A 26,991-nucleotide genomic window follows, 5' to 3' on the forward strand; every position below is an offset into this window, starting at 1 on the left:
ATGTCCGATCCCAGAAACGGCCCACCGCCGCTGCCCGGATCCACGCCCGCGACGCCGCCGCTCTTGCCGGCGGCGTCGTTGGATGGGCCCGGTTCGCCGCAGGACGTCCCTCCCCTGCCGGGCAGCTTCCCGCTGGACACCTCGAAACTGCCACAGGCCATCCGCGATGAAGTGGAAGCGCCCGATCCTGTGGCCATTGATACCTCGGCCAGCGAGCTGGAGGACGGCCTCAACCGCTGCCCGAAGTGCGGCGCCACCGACATCCGGCCCAAGGCCGGCACCGATATCCTCATCTGCCTGTACTGCCGTCACGAATGGCATGGCGCGCGGGTCGAGGAGGAATTCGGGCTGGGCGAGGCCATCGACCAGCTGCGTGGCACGGTCATCGCCTCCGGCGCGCGTGACATCGACGCCGACACCTCGGCGTTGATGACGTTCAAGTGCACGGGCTGCGGCGCTGAAGTCACGGTCAATACCGAAAGCACGATGACGGCGCGCTGCCACTGGTGCCGCCATGTATTCGGCGTCAACGAACAGATCAGCAATGGTGCGGTGCCCGACGCGGTGCTGCCCTTCCACATCAAGAAGGACGATGCGGTCGCGCGCATCCGCCAGTTCGTCGACAAGCGCCGCATGTTCGCGCTGAAGGCGTTCAAGGAGCAGTTCACCCCGGAAAACGTGGTGGGTGTATTCCTGCCCTACATGATCGTGGACAGCAACGTCAGCGCGGCCGTGGCCGGCAAGGGCGAGATCCAGACCCGGCAATACACGGTCGGCACCGAGAAGAACAAGCGCACCCTGTACGACGCCGATGTCTACCAGGTCGAACGCCAGGTGGATTTCACGGTTGATGACCTGCCCCTGGAATCCTCGGCCGAGCGCGGCAATCTGGATACCCGCGCCAACACCAACAACATCATCAACACCATCCTGCCGTTCGACACCAAGAACGCGGTGAAATGGAACGCCTCATACCTGGCTGGCTTCACCTCTGAGAAGCGCAACCTGGATGTGGAAAAGCTGCGGCCGCGGCTGGAAGACCAGCTGCTGTCGATCGCCCGCGCGCAGGTGGAAGGGTCGGTGAGGCGCTACAACCGTGGCGTGCGTTGGGAACATGAACAGCTGGAGGTGCATGGAACGCGCTGGGTGTCGATGTACCTGCCGGTGTGGTTGTACTCGTATCACCAGCCCGGAAAGAACGGCGGCATGTTGCACTACATCGCAGTGAACGGCCGTACCGGCGAAACCATGGGCAGTGTGCCCGTGCAGCAATGGAAGATGCTGCTGGCGGCCCTGGCCACCGGCACCGTCATTGAAGCCCTCGCAATTGCCTTCCTGGTGGCATCGACATGAGCGACGACAGTGGCCTCTGGCTGTTGGCGGCAGGTCCGGCCGGCGCAACCGCGCTGTACTGGGCGCTGTACCGCTATTACCGCAACACCGACAAATCGCACTCCTTCGAGCACGAGACCGAGATCGAGGCCAAGCCGGTCACCGGCTCGGACCAGCAGGTCGGCCGGGTCACCGGCACCGAGGACAAGCGTATCCGCGGTGACAACGTGTATGAGTACCGGAAACGGGTGGCAAGGGTGAAGCCGGATCAGTAGCGCCAGGCCATGCCTGGCTGCGGGTCATGCCGGCCGATGGCCGGCATCCCTTCGGTCTCTGGGCGTCAAAGGGGAGCCGGCCAGCGGCCGGCACGACCCTTCAGCGGACAGCACCTGTTCTTGGCTGGCTTGCCTCAGGGCGCGCCCTCACACCGTCTCCCGCCCCACCGGTTCGGTACTCGCGCGATCCAACCTGCCGAGGATGCTGCAATGGCCGCCGTGCTCCCCCGTACCTGCCTGCTCGCGCTGTGCTGCCTGGCGCTGCCCGCCCTCGCCCAGGAGGCCTCGTTCGGCTTCGGCCAGCAGACCGCCCGCACCGACCAGACCACCCATTCGAGCAGTACCGAGATCCAGAACAGTGGCTCGATGACCATGCAGACCACCAGCAGTGGCAGCTCGCAATCCGAATCACGCAGCGAAAGCAAAGGCATCGACGTGGACTTCGGCGTCCATGACAACAACGACGACTGGCGCGATGACCGCGATACACGCGACAGCGACCTGGTCGGCAACTGGACACTGGGCCAGGAGAACGGCAGCACCTGCACCATCGAGCTGAAGAACATCGAGTGGTTCGGCGGCTACAGTGCCTATGTGCCTGCCGGCTGCCCGGATGGCTTCTTCTCGGCCAACCGCTGGGTGCTGTCGGGCAACCAGCTGCTGCTGACTGACACCAGCAACACCGTATTCGGGCGCTTCCGCGCGTCGGGCGGCGGACGCTGGACGGGGTACCGTGAATCGGATGGTGCGCGCTTGTATATCAATCCCAAGGGGCGCTGATCGCACCGTGCACGCAGTGGGCACGCGCTGATCGGGAAGATCAGGCATCCGCCCCACCCCGCCACCGAAATGTCCGCTCCCACCGGCTCCCGTCTCGTCATCTATGCGGCCCTTGCAGGCAATCTGGCCATTGCCGTGGCCAAGTTCATCGCAGCCGGCATCTCCGGCAGCTCGGCCATGCTCAGCGAAGGCGTGCATTCGCTGGTCGACACATTGAATGAACTTCTGCTGCTGTACGGGCTGCGCCGTGCCAGCAAGGCGCCGGATTCCCTGCATCCGTTCGGCTATGGCCGCGAACTGTACTTCTGGAGCTTCATCGTCGCCCTGCTGGTGTTCGCTGCCGGCGCCGGCGTTTCGGCCTACGAAGGTATCCAGCACATCCGCCAGCCGGAGCCGGCCACCAACCACGCGTTGAGCTACAGCGTGCTGGGCATCTCCATCCTGTTCGAGGGGGCTTCCTGGTGGGTGGCGCTGCGTGAGTTCCGGCGCACCAAGGGCAGACTTGGCTACTTCGAAGCGTTCCGCCGCAGCAAGGATCCTTCCACCTTTACCGTGCTGCTGGAGGATAGCGCGGCCCTGCTGGGCCTGGGCTTCGCACTGATCGGCCTGGTGGCCGCGCAGGTGCTGGACATGCCGGTGCTTGATGGCGTTGCGTCGCTGTGCATCGCTGGCGTGCTGGCCGCCACCGCCTTCCTCCTGGCCCGTGAGACCAAGGGCCTGCTGGTCGGAGAGCCTGCCCATCCCGCAGTGGCCGAGCGGATCATGGCGGTGGCCGAAACCGATCCGGATCTGCGCCGCGCCAACGGGGTGACCACCATGCAGATGGGCCCGGAACAGGTGGTGGCCATGCTCAGCGCCGAGTTCGAGGATGACCGGCGGACCCCGCAGATCGAAGCCTGCATCACCCGCATCGAAACGGCGGTGAAGCGCGAGTATCCGGAGCTGGTGGCACTGTTCATCAAGCCGCAGACGCCGGAGGTGTATGCCGCCCGGCGCGCTGCATTGGCCGCACCGCCTGCGCCGGAATGACGCGGCGTCTGCGCCCGTTTCACCTGATCGATGCCACAGTGCCACGGTCTTTCTCCCGAGCCTGCCACCACCGTGCCGGATTGGTTGCCCGCCTCCCTGCAGATCCTGCCGCGCCGCTTCTACCGGCGTCCATCGACCGACGTTGCGCCGGAGCTGCTCAACAAGCTGCTGGTGCGCGACGATGGTCGCGCTGGCCGCATCGTCGAGGTTGAAGCCTATGCCGGCAGCGACGACCCCGCCGCGCACTCCTATCGCGGGCCAACGCCGCGCACGGCCAGCATGTTCGGTGAGGCCGGCCACCTCTATGTCTACTTCACGTACGGCATGCACTGGGGCAGCAACGTGGTCTGCGGAGAGGTCGGTGAAGGCGTGGCGGTGCTGCTGCGGGCCGTCGAGCCGCTGGCGGGCCTGGAGCGCATGCACGAGCTGCGCTCCGCCGCGCGCCGCGACCACGATCTGGCCAGTGGCCCCGGCAAGCTCTCGCAGGCCTTCGGGTTGGACCGCAGCTTCGACGGCGCCGATCTGGTGACCGGCAGCCATGGCATCGTGATCGCCAGCGATGGCACCCCGCCTCCGTCCGACCCGGAAGTTGGTCCTCGCATCGGCATCACCCGAGCCGTGGATTTCCCGTGGCGATGGCACGTCCGTGACCACCGTCACGTATCGGTGCGGCGACGCCGCATCTCCGCCCCCGCAAGGAAACGTTGATGACACCTCTCGACAAGCCGTTGCGACGCGAACTGGAGATCGATGGCCAGCCCTACACCCTGACTGTGGACCCTGAAGGCCTGAAGCTGGCGGAGAAGGGGCGACGCAAGGGCATTGCGTTGCGCTGGCAGGATCTGGTGTCCGGGGACGCGGCGCTGGCAACCGCATTGCAGGCGTCGCTGCGCGAGCACTGAACCGGCGCACCCAGCTCACGTCGGCATCACCCCGTCACAGCGATACATAACACTGTACCGACTACCGTAGTCCCAGACAGCCGCCGCAAGCGCCCTCGCCACCCTGCCCTGAAAAGCACCATGGACGAAGCCGAACGACTGCTTGAGATCGAACGACTGCACCTGTTGGATACGCCCCCGGAGCCGGTGTTCGATGCCATCGTCGCCGCCGCCCGCGCCGCAACCGGCATGACCATGGGCCTGATCAGCGTGGTGGCCGAAGACCGCCAGTGGTTCAAGGCCAACATCGGCCTTGAGGGCGTCCGCGAAACGGCCCGCGAAATTTCCTTCTGCACCCATGCCATACGCCAGGACGAGCTGTTCGAGATACCCGATGCGCGCCAGGACCCACGTTTCTCCACCAATCCGCTGGTGACGGGTGGACCGCGCATCCGCCACTACGCTGGCATCGCGCTGGGCACGGCGCACGGCGCGCGTATCGGAACACTGTGCCTGCTCGACCCGATGCCGGGTGTGCTGTCGCCGTCGCAGCGCGAGCTGATGGTGCATCTGGCCCGGGTCACCACCCAGGTACTGGAGCAGCGCAGCACGCTGATGGCGCAGGTGGGCCAGGCCAAGGCGCTGCATCGTGAGCTCAAACGCAGTGAGGACTTCCTGGAGCGCACCAACCGCGCCGCCCGGGTGGGCGGCTGGGAGATGGACCTGGTCACCAACGAAGTGCGCTGGACCCGCGAGACCAAGCAGTTGCACGGCGTGCGCAGCAACTTTGAACCGACGCTCGACACCGCGCTGTCGTTCTATCGCGAAGACAGCCGCAACATCATCCGGGCAGCAGTGCAGCGTTGCATCGACGAAGGCACGTCCTGGGAGGTGCAGCTGCCAATGACCACCGCCGACGGGCGCGCGATCTGGACCCGGGTGGTCGGCAGCCGGCAACAGGTCGACGGCCATCCGCGCCTGGTCGGGGCGATCCAGGACATCACGGACGAGCGAGCCGCGCTCGACGCGCTGGAAGCAAGCGAAACCCGCTACCGGCGACTGTTCCACTACAGCCTGGGCCTGATCTGCACCCACACGCTGGACGGCACATTGACCTCGGTGAATCCCGCGGCGGTGCAGTCGCTGGGCTTCGAGGAAAGCCAGATGATCGGGCGCAGCCTGTGTGACCTGATGCCGCCGGAAAAACGCGAGGGCTTCAAGGCCTACCTCGCTCGGATCCGGGCAAATCACACCGACGCTGGCGTGATCGAGCTGATTGCCGCGGACGGTACGCGCCACTACTGGGCGTACCACAACGTGCTCGACAGCGAGGCCAGCCCGCCCTACGTGCTGGGACATGCACAGGACGTCACCGCGCTGCGGATGCAGGAGCAGCAGCTGCGCGAAATGTCCTTCAAGGATCCGCTCACCCAGTGCTACAACCGGCGCTACCTGCACCGGCTGGATGAACTGATTGACGAGCGCTGGGCCTGCGTGATGTTCGACCTGGACCACTTCAAGCACATCAACGACACCCAAGGCCACCGGCGTGGCGACGCCGTGCTGGTCGAGTTCGCCACCTTCCTGCGCTCGCCGCTGGGCAAGGAGGAGACGGTGGTGCGTCTGGGCGGCGACGAATTCATGGTGGTACTGGTCGCGCCTGCGGACGGCCGGTTGAGCGAACTGGAGCATTGGTACCAGGACCACGCCGCGCTCTCGCCCAGCGCGTTCTCGATGGGTGCGGCCATCAACACGCCCGGCGAGCCGGTGGCCGACACCATCCAGAAAGCGGACAGCCGCCTGTATCGCACCCGCGCACGGGTACGCCGCGAGCGACGCGAGGACCCAGCCGCGCGTTGATCACGCGCTTACCGTCACCCACGCCGGCGCGTGGTCGCTGGCCTTTTCCTGTAGGCGTACCCAGCGGTCGACGCCAGCGCCCTTCAGTCGCGACGCCAGTACGGGGTTCAACAGCAGATGATCGATGCGCAACCCACGGTCGCGCTCGGCATGCTGGCGGAAATAATCCCAGAAGGTATAGATCGTGGCGTCGCCGTGCACCTTCCGCACCGCATCGGTCCAGCCCTGCGCCAGCAGTCGTTCGAAGGCCTCGCGCACCTCCGGCTGGAACAGCGCATCGCGGCGCCAGGCCTTGGGGTCGTAGACGTCGGCTTCGGTGGGAATCACGTTGAAATCACCCAGCAGCAGCGCCGGATGCGGCAGCTCGACCAGGCTGCGCGCATGCCGGATCAGGCGCGCCATCCAGCGCAGCTTGTAGTCGAACCTGGGACCGGGCTGCGGGTTGCCGTTGGGCAGGTAGAGGGCACCCACGATGACCCCGTGCGCCGCCGCCTCCAGGTAGCGGCTCTGGGTGTCCTTGGGCTCGCCCGGCAATCGGCGGCGGCTCTCGACCGGCGTGGTCCCTCGTGCCAGCAGCGCCACGCCGTTCCACCGCGCCTCGCCCTGCCAGAGCGCGCCGTAGCCCGCCTCTTCCAATGCCGCAGCCGGAAACGCGGCGTCGGTCGCCTTCAGTTCCTGCAGGGCAACCACATCCGGCGATTCCCTGTGCAGCCAGTCCAACAGCTGCGGCAAGCGTGTGCCGATGCCGTTGACGTTGAACGTGGCAATGCGAAGCGTCTTGCGTCGGGCCATGCAGGAAGCCTCCTCGGCGCCGGGAATGAGCATTCACTGTGCCCGCCCGCGCATGCAGAGTCCGTGGATGCCATGTCATGACAGGGTGCCATCCGTTTCACCAACCGCTGCCACGGGCGACAGCAGGCTGGTCACCCGTGGCCAGTGACGGAGAAGCCCCATGGCGGTGCGCCCGCTGCGCGCGATCTACCAGGTCGACCCCTACCTGTTCCGCGACAGCAATGGGCGCGGCTGGGGCACCCTGGATGGCATCACCGAAAAGCTGGACTACCTGCAGTGGCTCGGCATCAGCCATGTGTGGCTGCTGCCGTTCTACTGCAATGCCGGCCGTGACGGTGGCTACGATGTCACCGATCACTATCGCATCGATCCACGCCTGGGCGACCAGACCGCGTTCCAGCGCCTGGTCGATGCTGCCGACGCACGCGGTATGGGCATCATCGTCGAGCTGGTGATGCAGCACACTGCCAGCGCCCACCCATGGTTCGTCGCCGCGCAGCGCGGCGACCCGGCCTGGCGCCGCTGGTACCTGTGGAGCGACCACGTGCCCGACGACGGCCTGCAGCCGATGTTCCCGCCGATCGAGGCGTCTGCCTGGACATGGGACGCCGAGGCCGGCGCGTTCAACCGGCACATGTTCTACCGGCACGAGCCAGACCTGGAGCTGGCCCATGCGCCAGTACGCGACGAACTGCTGCGGGTGATGACGTTCTGGATGCAGCGCGGCGTGGCCGGCTTCCGCGTGGATGCGGTCCCGTACATGGTCGAGCGCGCCCGCCACGCGGACCCGCGCGACGACGGGCTGTGGCTGCTGGAGGAAATGCGCGCCACGGCAGACGCACAGCAGCCAGGGCTGCCGTTGATCGGCGAAGCGGATGTCCGCGCGTCCCGCTACGGTGACTTCCTGTGCCAGGGGCGGCGGCTTTCGCACCTGCTCGACTTCCACCTGAACAATCATTTCTTCCTGGCCCTGGCGCGCGGCGACGCCAGTGAAGTGGCCCGGGTCATGGCCGAATACGGACCGCAGGCGCCGCCGCACACGCGCATCGCCTGGCTGCGCAACAATGATGAGCTTGACCTGGAGCAGCTGCGGCCCGACGAACGCGAAGCGGTGATGGAGCGCTTCGCGCCCGAACCTGGCATGCGCATCTATGGCCGCGGCATCCGCCGCCGGCTGGCGCCCATGCTGGACGGCGACACCGCGTGGCAGGCCATGGCCTGGGCCGCACTGCTGTCGCTGGGTCAGGTGCCGGTGATCCGGTATGGCGAGGAAATCGGCCTCGGCGACTGCCTGGAACTGCCCGAGCGCAACGCCGTGCGGATGCCGATGCACTGGCACGACCGCCCAGGGGCGGGGTTTACCGATCAGCCACGGCATGCGTGGCGCGCGCCTCCGGCAGACGGCGCTTACGGTTACCGGACAGTGAATGTCGAGGCGCAACGCGCGACGCCCGGCTCGCTGCTGCGGCGTGTGCGCGAGCTGCTGCAGCAACGCAATGCCCATCCCGTGCTGCAGCAGGGGCCACACACGCTCGACCCACCTTCACCTGCGCTGCTGATGCTCCGCTACGGCGAGGCCCCCCACCAGGCGCTTGCACTGATCAACTTCGGCGACAACCCGGTTGAGGTAGAGGTGCCACTGCACGGCCCGCTGCGTATGCTGGTGGGCCACGGCACCACCATGCAGGATAACCGCTGCATCCTGCAGGGCCACGGCTACGCGTGGCTGGCCGCCGAGGGCGCCTGAGTGCGCAGCGCGGGCAGCACGTGTTCGGCGAAATCATCGATGAAGCGGTCCTGCTCGCGGTTCACGTTGTGCAGGTAGATGCGATCGAAGCCCAGTGACTGCAGTTCCTGCAGCCAGGCCCGGTGCTGGCCAAGATCCGCCGAGACATGCACGTGCTGGCGCAGCTCCTCGGCACTGACCGACCGGGCCTGTGCCTCGAACTGCTCGGGCTGGTCCAGGCCTTCGGCCAGTTCCGGTGGCAGCACATTGGCGCTCCACTGCTCCATCGCGCCTTCCAGTGCCGCCTGTTCGGCACGCGCGTAGGAGAGCTTGGCCTGCAGGTACATCGGCTTGCCCCTGCCACCGCCCTGTTCGAACGCCGCCACCACACGCCGCAACTGCGCCAGTGGCTGGCTGATGGTGATCAGGCCATCGGCCCAGCCCCCCATCCAGCGTGCGGTTTCCTCGGTGACGGCTGCACCCAGCAGCGGCAGGGGAAGGGCCGGTCGGCTGTACAGTCGCGCCTGGCGCACCTGGAAGCCACCGCTGTGGTCGACCCGCTCGCCTCCCCACAGCCGCCGCATCACCTCGGCCGCAGCGCGCAGTGCCTTCTGCCGCTCGCGCTTGGCTGGCCACGGCTGGCCGGTGATGCGCTCGTTCAGGGCCTCGCCGGTACCCAGCGCCAGCCAGATCCGGCCCGGCGCCAGCTGCTCCAGCGTCGCCGCTGCCTGTGCCACCAAGGCCGGGTGCTGGCGCAGCATCGGGCAGGTCACCATGCCCAGGGTCAACGCGCTCTGCACCGCCAGCGCGCCGGCCCACACCCAGCTGTGGCCCGACTGCCCTTGCGCAGCCGTCCACGGGTGGAAATGGTCGGAGCACATCAGGGCCTCGAATCCCGCCTGTTCGGCGCGCAGCGCCAGGCCCAGCAAGGTGGCGGGCGGGAACTGCTCATGCGATGCGTGGTAGCCGATGGTCATCACGGATTCCGTGCGGGGACTGGACACGATGGCAACACCCCTCCAGCTAAAACGGCGTCATGGAAACGAACACTCCCTGCATCGGGCATCGACGCTGGGCTATCGCCGAGGGCTACATTCCAGCCTGGAGCAACGGCCCGTCACCGGAGATGCAGAGTCACGAAACCTGCTGTGTCCTCAATGCCGGCAGCGAGGACGCGCATGTCACGCTGACCCTCTACTTCGAGGAGCGCGATCCGGTGGGTCCCTACCGGATTACAGTGCCGGCGCGGCGCACCTGCCATCTGCGCTTCAACGACCTGCAGGATCCGGCACCTGTGCCGCGCGGAACGGGCTTCGCCACCCTCGTCGAATCCGACCAGCCGATCATCGTGCAGCACACGCGGCTGGATTCACGGCAACCGGCCAACAGCATCATGACCACCATCGCGCATCCAGTGTGAAGCCGCGCGCGCAGGCGTCCACGCTGCAACGACACCGCGCCGTCCAGCCGTTTACCCGCTTGGAGGGAGACTGGCGCCGGTTTCCTTTCGGAGAGTGACGATGGCCCTGCCCGACTATCCACGCCCGCCCTTCCCGGCCCAGCAGCAATCCTTCCCCGGCAAGACTGCGCAGATGCGGCCCCGGCCGGACCACGGCGAGGACAGTTATCGCGGGCATGGCCTGCTGCAGGGCAAGAAGGCATTGATCACTGGCGGTGACAGCGGTATCGGCGCGGCGGTGGCGATCGCTTTCGCGCGCGAAGGCGCCGACGTTGCCATCGCATTCCTCGATGGCGAGCAGGACGACGCCCGCCATGTGCAGCAGCAGATCGAACAGGCCGGGCGCAAAGCCGTGCTGGTACCCTGCGACATCAGTGACCAGGCACAGGCGCGATCGCTCGTAGACCGCGTGGCCAGCGAACTGGACGGTCTCGATATCCTGGTCAACAACGCGGCCTACCAGCGCTACTACGAGCACTTCGACGACATCACCCTGGATGACTGGAAGCGGACGTTCGATACCAACGTGCATGCCGTGTTCAATCTGACCCGACTGTGCGTCCCGCACCTGCGCGGTGGCGGTGCGATCATCAACACCGCATCGGTCAACTCCAAGCGGCCGACGCCGAACATCCTTCCCTATTCTGCAACCAAAGGTGCCGTCGCCAACCTGACGCTGGGGCTGGCCGGCCTGCTGGCCGAGCATCAGATCCGCGTCAATGCCGTGCTGCCCGGCCCGATCTGGACGCCGTTCATTCCCGCAGGCATGGCCGCCGAAGAGGTCGAACAGTTCGGCGCGCAGACGCCATTCGGCCGCCCCGGACAGCCGGCCGAGCTGGCCTCGGCCTATGTGATGCTGGCTTCGGACAGCGCCAGCTACACCTCCGGTGCGCTGCTGACCATCTCCGGCGGCGCGGCAACACTGTGACCCCTCATGGCCGGATTGCCCGCCTGGATTGAGGACTGGCTGACCGTGGTTGTGCCGGTGGCCGAGGTGCTCGCCATCCTCGGCGTCGCATGGGTTATGGTGCGTGCCCTGGCGTGGCTGCTGGTGCAGGCGCGGCAGCGCGGCAGGCTGGCACCAGAGCTTCATGTGGGCCTGCGCCGCGGCGGTGCCCTGCTGCTGTATCTGGCGGCTGCGCTGCTGATACTGGAGCGACTGGGCGTGTCGCGCTCGGTGCTGTGGACCGCGCTGACCGGGTTCATGGCGGTCGGTGCGGTGGCGTTCTTTGCTGCATGGAGCGTGTTGTCCAACCTGTTCTGTTCGTTCCTGATCGTCGCCACGCGCCCGTTCCGCATCAATGACACCATCGAGGTGCTGGAAAGCGTGGACAAGCCGGGCTTGTGCGGTCAGGTGGTGGACATCAACCTGATCTACACCACGCTGAGTGATCGTGGCGAAGGCGCGCGCGGTTGCCTACTGCGCGTGCCCAACTCCTTGTTCTTCCAGCGCATCACCCGCCACTGGGGTGACAGCGGCTATTCCCAGCTGCCGGGAAGCGTGCCAATCAAAGGCAAGGTGCGCTGAGTAGCTGTAGAGCCGAGCCCATGCTCGGCTTGCTGCGCGCAGCGCTCGGTGCAGCGCGACCTGAACGGAGAGCAGCCGAGCATGGGCTCGGCTCTACGGGTGCCACAGCGGGTGCAACCCTACTCCGCCGCCAATGCCTGGATCGGGTCCAGCTGCGCGGCGCTGCGCGCCGGAAAGTAGCCAAAGCCCAGCCCGATCACAGACGAACACACCAACGCGGCCAGCACCAGATAGGTACCCATGCGCCGCTTGGCGCTACAGGAACTCCGCCATGCGCTGCAGCTCGTCGTCCAATGCGCTGCGAAATGCCTTGTCGCGGGCCAGCGACTTTCCGGCATAACCCACGTTCGGCACCAACTCACCGCCGCACACGCTCAGGTTGGCCCAGCCCACCACCTGGTCATGCCACAGCACCGGCAGTGCGTAGTACCCATACTGGCGCTTTGGCGCAGGTGTGTAGGCCTCGAACTTATAGACCCAATCCCACAGCAACTCGAAACGGCGGCGGTCCCACACCACCGGGTCGAACGGCGCCAGCAGGCGCACCTGATCGTCTGGCGCGTGCCTGCGCGAGCGTGGATTCTCGTCTGCCGGCCAGTACCAGGTGGTGCCCTCCAGCGAGCAGCTGGCCAGCTGCTGCTTGGCCAGCGCCAATGCCTTGCGGGTCTGCTCGGCCAGATGCGGTGCACCATAGCCCAGCAGGCGCACCAGGTAGGTCAGGCTGGCCGATGGCAGCGGCGCGTACTTGCGCACCACCAGATCAATCAGGGCGGCCGCGCGTTCGACCTGCGACTGCTCGCTGGCATCCGCCTCGGCATGCTCGGCCACGGCGTAGATACGGGTGCCGTTGTCACGCCGCGCCACGCGCAGCATTCCGCGGTAGTGCATGCCATCGAGCAGGTGGGTGCTGGCATTGCTGGTGCCGCCCCAGTAGTTGGTCACCCGCCCATGCGCAAACGCCTGGTCGACCTCGCGGGGGTGCACGCTGCCGCGCTCGCGCACGAACGCCAGCACGTCGGCCGCGCGGCGATGGGTCTCGGCGTCCCACTCGCGCTTGGACACGCGCGGGTGCATCAGCGCCAGATGCTCGCGCGGCAGGAAGCCGTAGTTCACCAGGCAGTCCTCTTCCACCGGCAAGCGCGCATAACGACGTTCAAGATCACCCGCGCGGTAGTCCTTCACCCGGTGCCGCAGGGTCAGATCCTGCGCGCGTGCCGGTGCCCGGATCGGGTCGGCCTGCACGAAGCCCAGCCGCCGGATCGCGGTCAACAGCGTGGTCGGCTTGAACAGGGTGCGCGCCACCGCGTAGCGGCGCAGATCTTCAAGGGTAGGCGTGGCAGGCATGGCTGCATTGTAGATCCACGCCATGCGTGGATGGGATCACGGCAATTCCCCCGAGGGCTAGCGCTCATCGCACCCGGACCCTTCACCGGATCCAACTACAGGCGCTGCCAGACCACGCCCTCACCCCGGCGGTAGTACACCGCCATCGCGCGGCCATAAATCCGGTCCGCATCGACCCATCCGAAGAAGCGGCCGTCCAGGCTGTTGCCACGGTGATCACCCAGCACCAGTACCTTGCCGGAGGGTACCTGCACATCGGCAATGTCCGGGCCTCCGCCATGCGTCAGGTCGAGCCAGGCGTGCCGCTTGCCAAACCGTTCCACGCCGCTCGCATAGGTCATCTGGAGGGGGCGTCCATTGACGCTCAGGCGCCCATCCTGCAGACGCACGCGGTCGCCGGCCACGGCCACCACGCGCTTGATCATGCGCACGCCATCGGCCGGCGAAGCGAACACCACCACCTCGCCGCGTTGCGGCACGGTGGCGCCCATCAGCTTCAGCCCGCTGAAAGGCAGGCGCAGGCCGTACGCGCGCATATCGACAACGACGCGGTCACCCGGCTGCAAGGCGGGCTGCATTGAACCACTCGGCACGACGTAATGGTTGGCCAGGGTGTCGCGTGCAACGAAGAACAGGCCCAGCAGCATCAGCAGCGGCGCGGCCTCCTTCTTCAGCCACGCCAGCATTCGCTGGGACCACGACGCGCGGAGGGTGGCATCCATAAGGGCTCCGGAAGGTGATGGAAGGACTCGGAGCCCTAGGCTAGACCGGGCACACCTGGCCACACATAGGACAGGTCCCAGATGTGCCCGCCCGTAGGGCCAACAGGCACGACCAACGCTACAGATCGCCGTCCGCATCCAACAACTGCAACGACCCGATCACGAGCGCCTGCATGCCCTGCTTGAACTCGGTGATCACCTGGCCCTCTTCGTCATCCGCAATCGCGTAGATGGTGTCGGCGCCGGCGATGCAGTAGAACGCGATCGTGGCCAGCAGCCAGCGCGCCTTGTCCATCGGCAGGCCGAACACTTCGGCCACGTGCGCCTGGTGCGAGGCAATCTTTTCCAGCATCGGCGCGGTCGCCACCGTGCGCCGCAGCAGGTATGGCGGCAACCCGGGATGCGCCTTCACCACCTCGCACAACGATTCCACGAACACCATCAGATAGCCCTGCAGGCCGCCCGCCGCATCGGCCGACGCGCGCGGAATCTGCCAGCGCTGGAACACGGCTTCGGCCACCAGCCGCTTCAACGCCTCCAGGTTCGCAACGCGCTTGTACAGCGCCGCTTGGGTGACCGCGAGCTCGGCGGCCACATTGGCCATGGTCAGGTTGGGCAGACCCAGGCGGATGCCGATGTCGGCCAGGCGCTCGGGGGTGATGGTCGGTGGACGGCCGCGCGGCGGCACCGTGGTTTCGCGTTGCGTGTTCATACCCTGCCGAGGGTGCCAGCAAAGGGACCCTCTTGTCCGCTTTGGTCTCTTTAGTTTAATTTACTCAACTAATTCGGAATGCGTCTGGTTCGCAATCATGGCGCCGTCCGGATCGAGCCCGTGGCTCACTTCCCGCCAGGTCCCCACCCAGCCGACAACCCCGCGCTGCGCCCTCCCCCGTGCTTGCCGATGGCCGCGCGCCAGGCGCGCTCGCCCTCGCGATTCACAGGACCCTGGTATGACCGTATCCCCCTTCTCCTCTTCACAGAACCAAGCTGCCGCCGTGTCCTGCAGCCAGCCACTTCCACACGGCCTGGCCCTGCGCTACCGCGCATCGGCGCTCGCGCTTGGCCTGATGGCATCGTGTGCCGCGCTGGCCGAAACCGCGCCGTCCACCCTGCCCTCGGTGCAGGTACAGGAACAGCGCCGCGTGACCGGCGACTATGCCGGCGGCCAGGTGGCCGCCGGCGGCCGTATCGGCCTGCTCGGCGACAAGGACTTCATGGATACGCCGTTCAGTACGGTCAGCTACACCGAGTCCTTCATCCGCGACCGCCAGGCCAAGGACCTGACCGACGTCATCGCCGCCACCGACCCCACGGTGTTCAGCAACGGCGTCACCGGTTCCTGGAGCGAGAACTACGCAATCCGCGGCTTCGCCTCCAGCACCAGCGACACCACCTTCAACGGGCTGAGTGGCATGGCGCCCTACTACCGCACCTCGCCGGAAATGTTCGAACGCATCGAGGTACTGAAGGGCCCCTCCGCGCTGCTCAATGGCATGCCGCCGGGTGGTTCGGTCGGTGGCAGCGTCAACCTCGTGCCCAAGCGCGCCGGCCAGCAGCCGCTGTTGCGGGTCAGCGCCAACTTCGCCTCCGACGCGCAGTTCGGCACCCATGTGGACATAGGCCGTCGGCTCGGCGCGGACAAGCAGTTCGGCATCCGCTTCAACGGCGCGTACCGTGATGGCGATGGCGCCGTGGGCAAGCAGCGCAAGAAGGTCCAGCTCGGTTCGCTGGCACTGGACTGGCGCGGCGAACGTGCGCGGCTGTCGGCCGATCTGTACAGCGCCGATGACCGTGTTGACGGCCCCGCACGTGGCGTCGGCCTGGCACCCGGCGTCGCCATTCCGCGGCCGCCGCGTGGCGATACGCTGATCAACCCGGACTGGGCCTACGTGGACAGCCAGGACAAGGGCGCGATGCTGCGCGGCGAACTGGACATCAACGATACCCTGATGGCCTACCTGGCCTACGGCACCAGCAGGACCGACTACCGCTACAACGGTTCGATCAGCGCGCAGATCCTCAACCCGGCCGGCGACTTCACCACGGTGATCGGCCAGCTCGCCTTCGATATCAGGAAGCAGTCCGGCGATGCCGGCCTGCGTGGTTCGTTCCGGACCGGCAGGGTCGGCCACCAGTGGGCTGCCAACGTGACGCACTACCAGCACACCCAGAACGACTACGGCCGCCGCAGCGTGCCGGGCTGGGACTGGACCACCAACCTCTACAACCCGGTGTGGGGCCCGGCCGCGCCGTTCGTAGCGCCGCACATCTCGCATACCGAACTGCGGCTGGACAGCCTCGGCTTCGCTGATACCCTGTCCTTCGCCGATGAACGCGTGCAGTTGACCCTGGGCGTGCGCCGCCAGCAGGTGGTCAGTGAGACCTTCAACGTCGCCACGGGTGCGCGCACCTCACGCTACGACGAGAGCGCCACCACGCCGGCAGCGGCGCTGCTGGTGAAAGCCACCGACACGATCTCCCTCTACACCAACTACATCGAGGGCCTCAGCCAGGGCGCAACCGCGCCGATGACCGCCGCCAATGCCGGCGATGTATTCGCGCCGTTCCGCACCAGGCAGAAGGAGCTGGGCCTGAAGCTGGACCTGGGCCGCTTCGCGCACACCTTCAGCGTGTACGAGATCAAGCGGCCCAGCAGCTACACCGACCCGGTCACGAATATCTTCTCGTTCGGCGGCGAACAGCGGAACCGCGGCGTGGAATGGGGCTTCTTCGGTGCGCCACTGGACGGCGTGCGCCTGCTGGGCGGCGTGGCCTTTGTGCAGCCGAAACTGACCCGCACCGCCGGTGGTGTGAACGAAGGACGCATGGCCACAGCAATTGCGCAGCGGCAGGCCAAGCTGGGCGTGGAGTGGGATGTGCCCGCGCTGGAAGGCCTGACCCTGACCGGCAATGCCACGGCCATGTCCAAGCAGTACATCAGCGCCGACAACCGCCTGTCGGTGCCGGGGCGGACGTTGTTCGACGTGGGCGCGCGCTACAGCACCACCGTGGCGGGTCGACCGCTTGCGCTGAGAGCCAGTGTGAACAACGTGACCAACAAGGCGTATTGGGGCATGCCGATGTTGTCGAGCCTGGCGCTGGGTGCACCTAGGACGGTGCTGGTGTCGGCGACGATGGACTTCTGAGCATACGTGGAATCCCTGTAGAGCCGAGCCATGCTCGGCTCCGTTCGCCCGCTGAGCCGAGCGTAGGCTCGGCGCTACAGAACGCGGGGCCATCCGCCAACGGCATCCAGGCAGGATGCGAATATTCTGTAGAGCCGAGCCCACGCTCGGCTCCACGCCAACAGCATCCACGCATGGCGTGGCTCTACTCGGGATGCAGGCGGAAGATGGCGTGATTGGTCAGCGCCAGCGCGGCCAACATCAGCCCTTCCATCACGCGGTCGCCCACGTAGTGTTCCGGGCCGCCATTCTGGCGGGCGCGCTCGGCGGCCAGCAGGATCTCGTTGACGATGCGCAGCCCCGCCAACGCGCCGTCGCTGTCGGCCAACGCCAGGCACCGGCCCGGCAGCTGATGGCGCTCGGGCCAGGGCTGGCCGTCGGCAGCCGCGCCCAACCCGATGCGATGCAGCAGGGCCGTCAGGTTGTTGGGATCGGGCGGGATGTCGTGCCCCTCATCGGCATTGGCCGGGGCGCGCTGATGGGGAAACTCCGATGCGTTCATGGCAGGTCTCCGTGCAAGGCATGCGGGACCACCGCCCTTAACAAAGGCGGCGGACGGTACGTGTGTGGAAACCGGTAGCTAAGCGTCATTACCCGGTGGGTTCGCTTGCGCGCACCCCACGTACCGCCCGCCATGGAACGCGAACGGAATGCCAGCCGGCGCCGCGCAAGGCGACGCCGGCTGGCAAGCGTAAACAACGCATAGCTAAACGGGTTTCCACACCCGGCCACCCTTTTCCGGCGGCAATCCATCATGTGCACGGCGGGGTGGCAGGCGCCAACAACCCACGTGCAAAGACAGCAACGTTCACGCAGTGGCAGCATTGTCGCATATCGACAATCGAGCCGAAGATTCAACAACTTGCACCATGCCGATGGCGGCATGCTTCACCCGCATCGGCACCGCGCATTCCTTGACCGCATCCGGCATTCAAGACAGGCGACGCGCCAGTTGCGACATTACGCAAGCAGATAGGCAATCAACGCCAGCACCGCCAGATGTCCCACGTAGTACCCGTAGAACACCCACCGCCAGCGCGGCAGTGGCCAATTCACCCGCGCGGCCAGCAGCACCACCGGAACGGCCAGCAGCGCCCAGCCGTTGTGGTTCGCCCAGCACACCGCTGCGAGCCCGACCAGCAACAGCCACCACGCGCGATGCCGGAACGCGATCCATCCCAGCAGCACGCAGCCGACACCCGCCCACTGGTAATCCACGAACATCGGCAGCACGCCGGCAGCCAGCAACAGCAGAACGGGCCGATGGTTCGCCAGCGCATGAACGGCCACGGCCGCCAGAGTGAAAGTAAGCAGGATGTTGAGCGGCAGCCAGGAACCAAACGCGAATGCGTGCACTGGCTGGGCGATCAACCCCCAAAGCACGAGCCGGCGTATCGATTTGCGCAGGTCGGCCCCGGGCTGGGCCAGGTTGCAGGCCATCACCAGCGCGAACAGCGGGAAGGCAATACGCCCCAGTTCGCTGACCACCGGCACGTAGCCGCCGAAGGCCACCTTGGCCACGTGATCACCGGTCATGGCCAGCAGTGCGATCCACTTCAACAGCTCGCGCGCACCGCTGCCAAGGGTGAAGTTGAAGGTTGACGTCCCGGTCGTGGTCGCTTGCATCGCGGAAGCTTATGCGCATCGGCCAGCCCATTTCCAGCGCCGCGCAGGAGCCCGTCGCTGCAGCCCGCAGGTGGCGGCGCTATGCTGGCCGCCCCTGCTTGTGAGACACCCGCCATGCGAACCCTATACCCCGCCATCGAGCCCTACCGCGAGTTCACCCTACCGGTGAGCGATCTGCACACGCTGCATGTCGAAGAGTGCGGCACACCGGACGGCATTCCGGTGGTGTACCTGCACGGCGGCCCGGGCGCCGGTATCTCGCCCACCCATCGCCGCTTCTTCGATCCGGCACGCTACCGCATCGTGTTGATCGACCAGCGTGGCAGCGGTCGCTCCACACCGTTCGGCGAGCTGCGCGACAACACCACGCAGGACCTGGTGGCCGACATCGAGAAAGTGCGTGAGCACCTGGGCATCGAGCGTTGGCTGGTCTATGGCGGCTCCTGGGGGTCGACCCTGTCACTGGCCTACGCACAAGCGCATCCCGAGCGCGCCACCGGCCTGATCGTGCGCGGCGTATTCCTTGGACGCGAAATGGAGAATCGCTGGTTCGCCGAGGCCGATGGCGGTGCGCGCTGGATCTTTCCGGAGCGCTGGGACCTTTATGAGGCTTACATTCCGGAGGCTGAGCGTGGCGACATGATTGCGGCCTATTGGACCCGCATGGATGGCCCGGATGAGGCGACCCGCATCGAAGCCGCGCAGGCGTGGCTGGGCTGGGAAGACAATGCGGCAACCCTGCAGCACGACGTCGACGCTCAATCCACCGATGATCCGCTGGATACGTTGGCCAAGGCCCGCATCGAGGCGCACTACTTCCGCAACGGCATCTTCCTGGAACCCGACCAGCTGCTGCGCAACATCGATCGCATCCGCCATCTGCCCTGCGTGATCGTGCAGGGCCGCTACGACATCATCTGCCCACCGCGCAGCGCGTGGGACCTGGCCAAGGCCTGGCCGGAGGCGCGGCTGGAAATGGTGACCTCCGGCCACAGCGCCAACGAGCCGGCCACGGTGGATGCGCTGGTGCGAGCCACCGACGCCTTTGCAGACCGCTTCTGAAGCAGACGGGAGTGCCGGCCGCTGGCCGGCTTCCTGCCGTTCGAGGGTAGAGTGGACTGTTAGTCGACTGCTCTTGGCAGGAAGCTGAAGGCCCCGCGCTGCACTAGCAGTTGACTCTACCGAGGCGTCTCCGTCGAGCCACCGCCCCCAAGGCCTCCGCGCGCAATCGCCTCTGCGCGGCCCGGTGAATGGCGGCCCACCGGCAATGGTCGACGGGCCCCATTCTTCGCAGCCCGCTTACAGCCTCCCGCAGAAGATCCGGCCGTGACCACCGCACCGGTCGTCCGCCTTTTCTTCAGGAGCACGCCATGATCGCTTGTCGCTACCTTCCGATTGTACTCTCGCTTTCTGCGGCCTTGCTGCTGGGCGCCTGTTCCAGGACCCAGGAGGCGAGCAGGGCCACCGCCGACGAGGACGTCACCGAAGTGAAGCTGATACCGCCGTATGAATCGTTGGACAAGGACAAGGACGGCATCGTCACCCTGGCGGAAGTCGATGCGGTGGCACCGGACTGGGCCGAGCGCCTGCATGCCTGCGATACCGACCGCAACAAGACGCTGAGCCGCGGCGAGTACGACGTGTGCAAGCAGACCAGCGCTTCGCATTGATCCATCACCGAACCCCCGATTGGCGCTGTGCATGCCCGGCTATACCAAGGTATAGCCGGGCTAACCCACGGACCTCTAGGACTTTCCCGTTCAGGCGCGGACAATAGCACCACTGGGCAGGGCAACCCTGGCCGGCCCCCTCCCCTCATGGAGACGCAGATGGACCCCGACCCTTCCGGGCGCACCGCGACCCGTATGCCTGATTGCTGCCTGTTCCTGGCGCCTGGCCGCCGGTCCCTGCCTGCCTGAGTGACGGGGGACCGCCAGGCGCCGCCTGCCTGGAGATCGCCCCCATGTCCTACAAGATCCTCTACATCACCCTGCGTCGCCTGATCGGCGAGCGCGATGTTGCCGCCCTGCGCAGCCAGCTGCTGCAGTACGGCCCGATCATGTTTGCCCGTTCGCTGTCGCTCGGTTCGCCACGCGTTGTGGCCGACGCGCTGTCGCTGCTCCCGATCAGCGAGCGCATCAATGTGCTGCGCCACCTGCCCTATCCCCTGCGCGACGCGATGAAGCCACTGTGCATCGGTGGCAGCCAGCGCCTGCGCATGCAGCCGTGGTCGCCAGCGGTGCTGGCCATGCGCCACGCCTGACCTGCCTCACCCATTCCGTTCGTGTTCCGGCTGCGGCCGGCTCTGACATTCGAGGAGCGTCCCATGAGCCTGCTCAACGCCTGGTTCAACGCCTTCCTGCGCAGCCGCCGCGCAGGCAACCTGTTCCGCCGCCGTGCGATGCCCGAAGCCGGCTTCGGCCCTGGCAGCGCCGAGGCCGCGCCGTTCGCGCTCACCACCGGCCTGGTCACCCTCGCCCAGCAGGACGAAGCCGAGCTGCTGACCACGCTGGAATCACATGCCGATGGCCTCAGCCCGCACGAGGCCGAGGAGCGACTGGCCACGCTCGGCCCCAACGAGGTGGATCACGAGAAGCCGCTGCCGTGGTGCCGCCACCTGTGGCAGTGCTACCGCAATCCGTTCAACCTGCTGCTGACCGTGCTGGCGGCGGTATCCTGGCTGACCGAGGACATCAAGGCGACGATCGTCATCGGTGCGATGGTGCTGCTGTCCACGCTGATCCGCTTCGTGCAGGAGGGTCGTTCGAACCGAGCGGCCGAGCGGCTGAAGGCACTGGTCGGCAACACTGCGCGCGTGCTGCGCCGCAATCCCGGCACCGAGGCTGCGGATGTGGCAGACCAGTACTTCGGCGCGCGCCTGCACAGCCGTCGCCCTGCACGCCTGCTGGACCTGCCGATCCGTGAACTGGTGCCCGGCGACCACATCGTGCTGTCGGCAGGCGACATGATTCCGGCCGATTGCCGCGTGCTGAATGCCAAGGACCTGTTCGTGGCGCAGGCGGCGATGACCGGCGAATCGCTGCCGGTGGAGAAGTTCGCGCACCCGGGCGATGGCCTGGCCGGCCTGCTGGAACAGCACAACCTGCTGTTCATGGGTACCAACGTGGTGTCCGGTACGGCCACCGCCATCGTGCTGGCCACCGGTAACCGCACCTACTTCGGCACGCTGGCCCAGCGCAGCACCGCCAGCGACCGTGCGCCCACCGCATTCCAGGCCGGCGTCAACAGTGTCAGCTGGCTGCTGATCCGCTTCGCGCTGGTGATGGTGCCATTCGTGCTGCTGATCAACGGCTGGACCAAGGGCGACTGGACCGAGGCGTTCCTGTTCGCGCTGTCGGTGGCGGTGGGCCTGACGCCGGAAATGCTGCCGATGATCGTCACTTCCACCCTGGCCAAGGGCGCGGTGCTGCTGTCGCGGCGCAAGGTAATCGTCAAGCGCCTGGATGCCATCCAGAACTTCGGCGCGATGGAAGTGCTGTGCACCGACAAGACCGGCACCCTCACCCAGGACAGGATCGCGCTGGAGCGCCACACCGATGTGTTCGGCCACGATTCGGAAGACGTACTGAAGTTCGCTTACCTCAACAGTCACTTCCAGACCGGGCTGATCAACCTGCTGGACCGCGCAGTGCTGGAACACGTGGAGCTGCAGAGTTCGTTGCGGCTGTCGCAGGACTACCACAAGGTGGATGAGATCCCGTTCGACTTCGAGCGCCGCCGCATGTCGGTGGTGGTCTCCGAGCGCGAGGACCACCATGAGCTGATCTGCAAGGGAGCCGTGGAAGAGATGCTGGCGGTGTGCAGCACCGTGCGCGAGAACGGCCAGGACATGCCGCTGGACGAGCGCCGCCTGGCGCGGGTGCGGCAGACCACCGAGGAACTGAACGAACAGGGCCTGCGCGTGGTGGCGGTGGCGATGAAGGAGACCGCAGCCAGCCAGACCACCTACTCGCAGGCGGACGAGTGCGGGTTGACCCTGGTCGGCTACGTGGCGTTCCTGGACCCGCCGAAGGAATCGGCCGCGCAGGCGCTGCAGGCGCTGGCCGCACACGGCGTCGAGGTCAAGGTCTTCACTGGCGACAACGAACTGGTGACCGCGCGTGTGTGCGCACAGGTGGGACTGGATGCCGACACCATCCTGACCGGGCCGCAGATCGAGCGCATGGATGACGGCGCGTTGTCGCGGGCGCTGCACCACCATCGCGTGTTCGCCCGGCTGACGCCGCTGCACAAGGAGCGCCTGGTGCGCGAGCTGCGTGCACAGGGCAAGGTGGTCGGCTTCCTCGGCGACGGCATCAACGATGCACCGGCGCTGCGCGCGGCCGATATCGGCATCAGCGTGGACAGTGCGGTGGACATCGCCAAGGAGGCCGCCGACATCATCCTGCTGGAAAAGAATCTGATGGTGCTGGAGGAAGGCGTCATCCAGGGTCGGCGCACGTTCAACAACATGCTGAAGTACATCCGCATGACCGCCAGCTCCAACTTCGGCAATGTGTTCTCGGTGCTGGTGGCCTCGGCCTTCCTGCCGTTCCTGCCGATGCTGCCGCTGCAGCTGCTGGTGCAGAACCTGCTGTACGACATCTCGCAGATCGCCATCCCGTTCGACAACGTGGACGAAGAGCTGGTGCGCAGGCCGCTGAAGTGGAACCCGGCAGACATCGGCCGCTTCATGGTGTTCTTCGGGCCGATCAGCTCGATCTTCGACCTGAGCTGCTTCGCGCTGATGTGGTACGTGTTCGATGCACGCACGCCGGCCGACCAGGGCCTGTTCCAGTCCGGCTGGTTCGTGGTCGGCCTGCTGACCCAGACCCTGATCGTGCACATGATCCGCACGCCGAAGCTGCCGTTCCTGCAGAGCATCGCCGCGCCGCCACTGCTGCTGATGACCGGCCTGATCATGGCCATTGGCGTGGCCCTGCCGATGAGCCCGCTGGCCGGCTACTTCAAGCTGCAGGCGCTGCCGGCCGGCTACTGGCCGTTCCTGGTCGCGATCCTGTTCGGCTACGCGGTGCTGACCACTGCGCTGAAGCGGCTCTACATCCGTCGTTACGGCTGGCAGTAAGCGCCCGCCGCCTTGTCCAGGGAGAATCACAATGGACATCAATCCGAACCTGCCGGCGTTCAACGCCGGCGCAACCCTGAGTTCGCTGATCAGCCTGTCGGTGGCGTTCGTGCTTGGCACGGCCATCGGCCTGGAACGGCAGCTGCGCCAACGCACCGCGGGCCTGCGCACCAACACCCTGGTGGCGGTGGGAGCGGCGGTGTTCGTCGATCTGGCGGTGCGCTTCCATGACCTGTACGGCGGCCCGCCGTCGCCGCTGCATGTGGTGGCCTATGTGATCTCCGGCGTCGGCTTCCTGGGCGCCGGCGCGATCATGAAGGATGGTGCGCAGGTGTCCGGCCTGAACACCGCCGCCACCCTGTGGGGCTCGGCGGCGGTGGGTGCATGCGCGGGTATCAAGCTGCTGCCGGAAGCGGTGCTGGCGGCGGTGTTCGTGCTGGCCGCCAACACCCTGCTGCGGCCGGTGGTGAACCGCATCCAGCGGCAGCCGCTGCCGGAAGCGTTCAGCGAAGCGACCTATGCGATCAACGTGGTCTGCCAGCGCGAGCAACAGGCCGAGGTGCTGGACCAGCTGTTGCTGCTGCTTGAACAGGCACAGTACCCGGTGCGCGCAGTCGACCAGCGCCCGTTTGGCGAGCGCGACGTGGAGATCGAAGCGGTGCTGTATGCCACCACCGTCGATGCGGGCGAACTCGATGCGGTATTGGCCACGCTGGCGACCACGCCCGGCGTCCTGCAGGGGTTCTGGAACGCCAGCCTGGAGGAGTAGTGTCGGCCGCTGGCCGGCAACCTGATGATCTCCGGAAGCACCCTGCAGATGCCGGCCAGCGGCCGGCACTACCAGGCATCGTTCTGGCTTGTGCCGGCCTACGGTCGGCACCCACCCCACACGAGCACGCCGACCCATGATCCGCGGACGCCCCATGCATCGCCTCGGCATGCCCACCGCTGGGGGTAGTGCCGGCCGCTGGCCGGCAACCCCGTGATCTCCGGAAGCACCGTGCAGATGCCGGCCAGCGGCCGGCACTACCAGGCATCGCTTTGACCGGTGCCGACCAAGGCCGGCATCCACCGATGGCGGCTTTGCTATCCTTTCACCCCACGCCAGGGAGCCGTCCCGATGCCATCGCTGTCGCCCCGCCGCCCACTGGTGCTGCTGGCCCTGTTCGTCGTGATGGCGGCGATCTTCCTGATCGACACCGTCACCGATTACGCGGTTGCCGCCGCCTGCTTCTACGCGGCGGTCATCCTGGCCGCATCGCGCGTGCTGGGCGCACGCGGGTTGATCACGCTTGCCCTGGCCTGCATCGCGCTGACCGGGCTGAGCTTCTTCCTGACCCGCTTCGGCACCTACCGCATCGGCCTGGTCAATTCGGTCATTGGCATGCTGGTGATCGGTATCACCACCTACCTTGCCCTGAACATGGAAGCGGCCAAGGCCGCCGTGCAGGAAGCACAGGGCCGCCTGCTGCGGGTAGCGCGCGCCTCCACCGTGGGCGAGCTGACCACCTCCATCGCGCATGAAGTAAACCAGCCGCTGGCGGCCATCGCCAGCAGCGCCGAAGCCTGCCAGCGTTGGCTCGCGCAGGATCCACCCAACGTGGACAAGGCGCGGCAGACCGTGGCCCGCATCCTGGCCGATGCACATCGTGCCGGTGACGTGATCGCCCGCATCCGCGGCCTGACCCAGGGCGCGGCACCGCAGCGACGCGCCTTCGATCTGAACCAAGCGGTGGAGGAAATGCTGGCGCTGTCGCGCAGCGAGCTGGACCGGCATGGCGTGGCCGTGGCACTGCTGCTGGACACCGAGCTGCCACCGGTGCAGGCCGATCGCGTGCAGGTGCAGCAGGTGATCGGCAACCTGATCCTCAATGCGGTGGACGCGATGGAGACCGTGCCCACCGCCGACCGACGCTTGTCCCTGCTGACCCGGCGCAACGGCCAGCGGATCAGCCTCAGTGTGCGTGACCGCGGCGTCGGCCTGCCCGCCGACCATCCCGAACGCGTCTTCGATGCCTTCTGGACCACCAAGTCGCACGGTCTGGGGCTGGGTCTCAGCCTGAGCCGCTCGATGATCGAAGCCAACGACGGCCAGATCCGTGCCGAACGACCGGCAGGCGGCGGTGCCTGCTTTGTGTTCGACCTGCCCATTGCCACGGACGCCCACCATGCGTAAGCCGACTGCCGCCAACCCCGATCCGGCACCCATCGTCTATGTGGTCGACGACGATCCGTCGGTGCGCGCGGCACTGGAAGACCTGCTGGCCTCGATGGGCCTGCAGGTGCGGGCCTTCGCCTCCACCCAGGCCCTCCTCGAACACGCGCTGGAAGACGCACCGGCATGTCTCGTGCTGGACGTGCGAATGCCCGGCCAGAGCGGTCTTGAATTCCATCGCACGATGGGCAACCACGGCCTGCAGCTTCCGGTGGTGTTCATCACCGGCCACGGCGACATCGCGATGGGTGTCAACGCGATCAAGGGTGGCGCCATCGAATTCCTGACCAAGCCCTTCCGTGACCAGGAGCTGCTCGATGCCATCCACAAGGGCATCGAGATCGACCGCCAGCGCCGCCGCGAGGACAAGGCGCTCGGCGCGCTACAGCTGCGTTGGCACACCCTCAATGCCGGCGAGCGCGAGGTGGTCGATGGCGTGGTGCGCGGCCGCCTCAACAAGCAGATCGCCGCTGATCTCGGCGTCAGCGAGATCACGGTGAAGGTGCGCCGTGCGCAGGTGATGCGCAAGATGGGCGCACGCACCCTGGTCGACCTGGTGCGCATGTACGACCGCCTGCAGGCGGGTACGCCATGAACGTCCACGTCGCGCTGCTGCGCGCGGTCAATGTCGGCGGCACCGGCAAGCTGCCGATGCGCGAACTGGTGGCAATGTGCGAGGACGCAGGCTTCGCCGATGTCCGCACGTACATCGCCAGCGGCAACGTGGTGTTGCGCAGCTCGCTCGACGAAGCAGGCGTGCGCCAGGCCCTCGGCCAGCGGCTCCAGGCCTATGCCGGCAAGCCGGTGGGCGTGCTGGTGCGCACGGCCAACGAGATTGCCGGTGTGGTGGCACGCAACCCGTTTGCACAGGCGGCCGGCAACCGTGTGGTCGCCCTGTTCCTCGACGGCAGCCTGCCTGCCGATCCGCTGGACGGCGTGACCGGCCGGCGCGACGAACAGCTTGCACTCGGCACGCGCGAGATCTTCATCCACTACGGTGCCGGCATGGCCGACTCGCGCTTGCGGGTGCCCTATGCCCAGCACGGCACCGCCCGCAATATGAACACAATCGGCAAGCTTGCAGTGATGGCCGCAGCGCTTACCTGGCCTGCCAGCAATCCGCGTGCTGGCCGGAGGCGGTAGCGTCGACC

General features: G+C 66.8%; 28 protein-coding genes. 20 read left to right on the forward strand and 8 right to left on the reverse strand.

Annotated elements, in window-relative coordinates; genetic code table 11:
• The 7 genes from AC5P8U_RS09185 to AC5P8U_RS09215 all read left to right on the forward strand — a co-directional run bounded on the left by AC5P8U_RS09185 (position 1) and on the right by AC5P8U_RS09215 (position 6,157).
• Positions 1-1,353, forward strand: coding sequence for a hypothetical protein (locus tag AC5P8U_RS09185; RefSeq protein ID WP_072167116.1), 1,353 nt, complete (start codon positions 1-3; stop codon positions 1,351-1,353).
• On the forward strand, positions 1,350-1,607 hold the full coding sequence (locus AC5P8U_RS09190; protein WP_053496535.1) for a hypothetical protein: 258 nt from the start codon (positions 1,350-1,352) through the stop codon (positions 1,605-1,607). The genes AC5P8U_RS09185 and AC5P8U_RS09190 overlap by 4 nt, the downstream gene beginning before the upstream one ends.
• A 210-nt stretch (positions 1,608-1,817) precedes the next feature.
• Entirely contained in the window at positions 1,818-2,387 is a 570-nt protein-coding gene (locus AC5P8U_RS09195; protein WP_495214107.1) for an AprI/Inh family metalloprotease inhibitor, read from the forward strand.
• Positions 2,388-2,456: 69 nt separating this feature from the next.
• A complete protein-coding gene (locus AC5P8U_RS09200) occupies positions 2,457-3,416 on the forward strand; it encodes a cation diffusion facilitator family transporter (protein ID WP_072167118.1) in 960 nt (319 codons plus the stop codon).
• Positions 3,417-3,488: 72 nt separating this feature from the next.
• Positions 3,489-4,124, forward strand: a complete 636-nt coding sequence (locus AC5P8U_RS09205; protein WP_111007801.1) for a DNA-3-methyladenine glycosylase — start codon at positions 3,489-3,491, stop codon at positions 4,122-4,124.
• Positions 4,124-4,318, forward strand: coding sequence for a hypothetical protein (locus AC5P8U_RS09210; RefSeq protein ID WP_061480303.1), 195 nt, complete (start codon positions 4,124-4,126; stop codon positions 4,316-4,318). The genes AC5P8U_RS09205 and AC5P8U_RS09210 overlap by 1 nt, the downstream gene beginning before the upstream one ends.
• A 120-nt stretch (positions 4,319-4,438) precedes the next feature.
• Entirely contained in the window at positions 4,439-6,157 is a 1,719-nt protein-coding gene (locus AC5P8U_RS09215) for a sensor domain-containing diguanylate cyclase (RefSeq protein WP_495214108.1), read from the forward strand.
• Here the strand turns inward: AC5P8U_RS09215 and AC5P8U_RS09220 are convergent, their stop codons facing one another.
• On the reverse strand, positions 6,158-6,949 hold the full coding sequence (locus AC5P8U_RS09220) for an exodeoxyribonuclease III (RefSeq protein WP_188240979.1): 792 nt from the start codon (positions 6,947-6,949) through the stop codon (positions 6,158-6,160).
• A 160-nt stretch (positions 6,950-7,109) separates the two neighbouring features.
• Here AC5P8U_RS09220 and AC5P8U_RS09225 point away from each other — a divergent pair, with 160 nt between their 5' ends.
• Positions 7,110-8,696 carry an alpha-amylase family glycosyl hydrolase gene (locus AC5P8U_RS09225; RefSeq protein WP_072167123.1) on the forward strand — a complete coding sequence of 529 codons (1,587 nt, stop codon included), beginning with the start codon at positions 7,110-7,112 and terminating at the stop codon, positions 8,694-8,696.
• Here AC5P8U_RS09225 and AC5P8U_RS09230 read toward each other — a convergent pair.
• Positions 8,666-9,652 (reverse strand): TIGR03885 family FMN-dependent LLM class oxidoreductase, encoded by a 987-nt coding sequence (locus AC5P8U_RS09230; RefSeq protein ID WP_227836748.1) that lies wholly within the window; start codon positions 9,650-9,652, stop codon positions 8,666-8,668. The two genes, AC5P8U_RS09225 and AC5P8U_RS09230, sit on opposite strands and share 31 nt — an antisense overlap.
• Before the next feature lie 59 nt (positions 9,653-9,711).
• Here AC5P8U_RS09230 and AC5P8U_RS09235 point away from each other — a divergent pair, with 59 nt between their 5' ends.
• From AC5P8U_RS09235 to AC5P8U_RS09245, 3 genes are all read left to right on the forward strand, one after another.
• Positions 9,712-10,095, forward strand: a complete 384-nt coding sequence (locus AC5P8U_RS09235; RefSeq protein ID WP_495214109.1) for a sensory rhodopsin transducer — start codon at positions 9,712-9,714, stop codon at positions 10,093-10,095.
• Positions 10,096-10,195: 100 nt separating this feature from the next.
• Positions 10,196-11,062: a glucose 1-dehydrogenase gene (locus tag AC5P8U_RS09240; protein WP_495214110.1), complete on the forward strand. Its 867-nt coding sequence runs from the start codon at positions 10,196-10,198 to the stop codon at positions 11,060-11,062.
• A gap of 6 nt (positions 11,063-11,068) precedes the next feature.
• Positions 11,069-11,662: a mechanosensitive ion channel domain-containing protein gene (locus tag AC5P8U_RS09245; RefSeq protein WP_069138450.1), complete on the forward strand. Its 594-nt coding sequence runs from the start codon at positions 11,069-11,071 to the stop codon at positions 11,660-11,662.
• 119 nt (positions 11,663-11,781) lie between these two features.
• Here the strand turns inward: AC5P8U_RS09245 and AC5P8U_RS09250 are convergent, their stop codons facing one another.
• From AC5P8U_RS09250 to AC5P8U_RS09265, 4 genes are all read right to left on the reverse strand, one after another.
• Positions 11,782-11,904, reverse strand: coding sequence for a hypothetical protein (locus AC5P8U_RS09250; protein ID WP_260808591.1), 123 nt, complete (start codon positions 11,902-11,904; stop codon positions 11,782-11,784).
• 13 nt (positions 11,905-11,917) lie between these two features.
• A complete protein-coding gene (locus AC5P8U_RS09255) occupies positions 11,918-13,006 on the reverse strand; it encodes a DNA glycosylase AlkZ-like family protein (protein ID WP_072167150.1) in 1,089 nt (362 codons plus the stop codon).
• 95 nt (positions 13,007-13,101) lie between these two features.
• Positions 13,102-13,728 carry a signal peptidase I gene (gene lepB, locus AC5P8U_RS09260; protein WP_088497564.1) on the reverse strand — a complete coding sequence of 209 codons (627 nt, stop codon included), beginning with the start codon at positions 13,726-13,728 and terminating at the stop codon, positions 13,102-13,104.
• Positions 13,729-13,846: 118 nt separating this feature from the next.
• Positions 13,847-14,440, reverse strand: a complete 594-nt coding sequence (locus tag AC5P8U_RS09265; protein WP_088497563.1) for a TetR/AcrR family transcriptional regulator — start codon at positions 14,438-14,440, stop codon at positions 13,847-13,849.
• 238 nt (positions 14,441-14,678) lie between these two features.
• On the opposite strand from AC5P8U_RS09265, the gene AC5P8U_RS09270 reads away from it, so the two are divergent.
• Positions 14,679-16,874: a TonB-dependent receptor gene (locus AC5P8U_RS09270; protein WP_495214112.1), complete on the forward strand. Its 2,196-nt coding sequence runs from the start codon at positions 14,679-14,681 to the stop codon at positions 16,872-16,874.
• 184 nt (positions 16,875-17,058) lie between these two features.
• On the opposite strand, the gene AC5P8U_RS09275 is transcribed toward AC5P8U_RS09270, so the two are convergent.
• Entirely contained in the window at positions 17,059-17,415 is a 357-nt protein-coding gene (locus tag AC5P8U_RS09275) for a hypothetical protein (protein ID WP_334271172.1), read from the reverse strand.
• A 458-nt stretch (positions 17,416-17,873) separates the two neighbouring features.
• On the reverse strand, positions 17,874-18,539 hold the full coding sequence (locus tag AC5P8U_RS09280) for a TraX family protein (RefSeq protein WP_072167129.1): 666 nt from the start codon (positions 18,537-18,539) through the stop codon (positions 17,874-17,876).
• 114 nt (positions 18,540-18,653) lie between these two features.
• Between AC5P8U_RS09280 and pip the strand changes: the two genes are divergently transcribed.
• The 8 genes from pip (at position 18,654) to AC5P8U_RS09320 (ending at position 26,983) form a co-directional block, all read left to right on the forward strand.
• The gene (pip, locus tag AC5P8U_RS09285) at positions 18,654-19,601 is read left to right on the forward strand and encodes a prolyl aminopeptidase (protein WP_447899678.1); all 948 of its coding nucleotides are present in this window, start codon (positions 18,654-18,656) and stop codon (positions 19,599-19,601) included.
• A gap of 308 nt (positions 19,602-19,909) precedes the next feature.
• Positions 19,910-20,209 carry an EF-hand domain-containing protein gene (locus AC5P8U_RS09290; protein ID WP_111007768.1) on the forward strand — a complete coding sequence of 100 codons (300 nt, stop codon included), beginning with the start codon at positions 19,910-19,912 and terminating at the stop codon, positions 20,207-20,209.
• A 293-nt stretch (positions 20,210-20,502) separates the two neighbouring features.
• On the forward strand, positions 20,503-20,802 hold the full coding sequence (locus AC5P8U_RS09295) for a hypothetical protein (protein WP_072167132.1): 300 nt from the start codon (positions 20,503-20,505) through the stop codon (positions 20,800-20,802).
• Positions 20,803-20,865: 63 nt separating this feature from the next.
• Positions 20,866-23,625: a magnesium-translocating P-type ATPase gene (gene mgtA / locus AC5P8U_RS09300; protein WP_495214113.1), complete on the forward strand. Its 2,760-nt coding sequence runs from the start codon at positions 20,866-20,868 to the stop codon at positions 23,623-23,625.
• A 31-nt stretch (positions 23,626-23,656) separates the two neighbouring features.
• Positions 23,657-24,394, forward strand: a complete 738-nt coding sequence (locus AC5P8U_RS09305) for an MgtC/SapB family protein (RefSeq protein WP_049448085.1) — start codon at positions 23,657-23,659, stop codon at positions 24,392-24,394.
• Between the two features lie 351 nt (positions 24,395-24,745).
• Entirely contained in the window at positions 24,746-25,801 is a 1,056-nt protein-coding gene (locus AC5P8U_RS09310) for a sensor histidine kinase (RefSeq protein WP_088497553.1), read from the forward strand.
• On the forward strand, positions 25,794-26,435 hold the full coding sequence (locus AC5P8U_RS09315) for a response regulator transcription factor (RefSeq protein WP_088497552.1): 642 nt from the start codon (positions 25,794-25,796) through the stop codon (positions 26,433-26,435). The genes AC5P8U_RS09310 and AC5P8U_RS09315 overlap by 8 nt, the downstream gene beginning before the upstream one ends.
• A complete protein-coding gene (locus AC5P8U_RS09320; protein ID WP_088497551.1) occupies positions 26,432-26,983 on the forward strand; it encodes a DUF1697 domain-containing protein in 552 nt (183 codons plus the stop codon). The genes AC5P8U_RS09315 and AC5P8U_RS09320 overlap by 4 nt, the downstream gene beginning before the upstream one ends.
• The last annotated feature ends 8 nt before the right edge of the window (positions 26,984-26,991 follow it).

The sequence above is a fragment of the Stenotrophomonas sp. YJH_SMC_81 genome, assembly GCF_059370875.1.